Origin of the sequence: Suttonella ornithocola (assembly GCF_001889065.1) — a bacterium.
Lineage (GTDB): Bacteria > Pseudomonadota > Gammaproteobacteria > Cardiobacteriales > Cardiobacteriaceae > Suttonella_A > Suttonella_A ornithocola.
Genome location: NZ_LWHB01000254.1, coordinates 1 through 849 on the forward strand (window position 1 = coordinate 1; position 849 = coordinate 849).

The following is an 849-nucleotide window of genomic DNA, read 5'->3' on the forward strand; positions in this document are numbered from 1 at the left end:
TTAGAGCGCACCCCTGATAAGGGTGAGGTCAGAGGTTCAACTCCTCTCAGACCCACCAAGAAATGGGGCTATAGCTCAGCTGGGAGAGCGCCTGCTTTGCACGCAGGAGGTCAGCGGTTCGATCCCGCTTAGCTCCACCATGGAAACCATGTAGTACAAAGAAAACAAAACATTAAAAGTTTAATTTTTAGAAGTTTAGTTTATAGATTTTATTATTTATAGATAAAATTATTATTTACTAATAACTTTGTTTAAGATTTTAAAAATTTGAAATTTTTTAAGCTTTTAAAATTTTGTTGTCTTTGACAATGATCTTTAACAACTGGAATATTCAATTTAAAAATCAACTAAATTGAGAAAGCTGAGAAACAAACAAGCGTTGTTACTTATGTTTTCCTCTATTATAGAAAAATCTATAGTAGAACAGAGAAACAGCACATACGCTTTAAGTATCTAAAGTCTATATGTCTATATAAACTATATTTCTATCTAAAATAGTTATATGTTTCTATAGAGTAATCATATAGCCAAAAAGATAACTTGAGGTTGTATGATCAAGTGAATAAGTGCACACGGTGGATGCCTTGGCGACAACAGGCGAAGAAGGACGTGGAAATCTGCGAAAAGCTTGGGTAAGCTGATAACAAGCGTTATAGCCCAAGATATCCGAATGGGGAAACCCGACCTTAGGGTCATCTTTAACTGAATACATAGGTTAAAGAAGCGAACCGGGAGAACTGAAACATCTAAGTACCCCGAGGAAAAGAAATCAACCGAGATTCCGCAAGTAGCGGCGAGCGAACGCGGAGCAGCCCAATTAAGTTGGTGACGTTTAGCAGAACAAGCTGG

General features: G+C 37.3%; 1 tRNA gene and 1 rRNA gene. Both read left to right on the forward strand.

The features are described from left to right. Window positions 1–64: 64 nt before the first annotated feature. Window positions 65–140 (forward strand) — tRNA-Ala (locus A5N85_RS13530). A 412-nt stretch (window positions 141–552) separates the two neighbouring features. Beyond that, window positions 553–849, forward strand: a 23S ribosomal RNA gene (locus tag A5N85_RS13535); the annotation flags it as partial.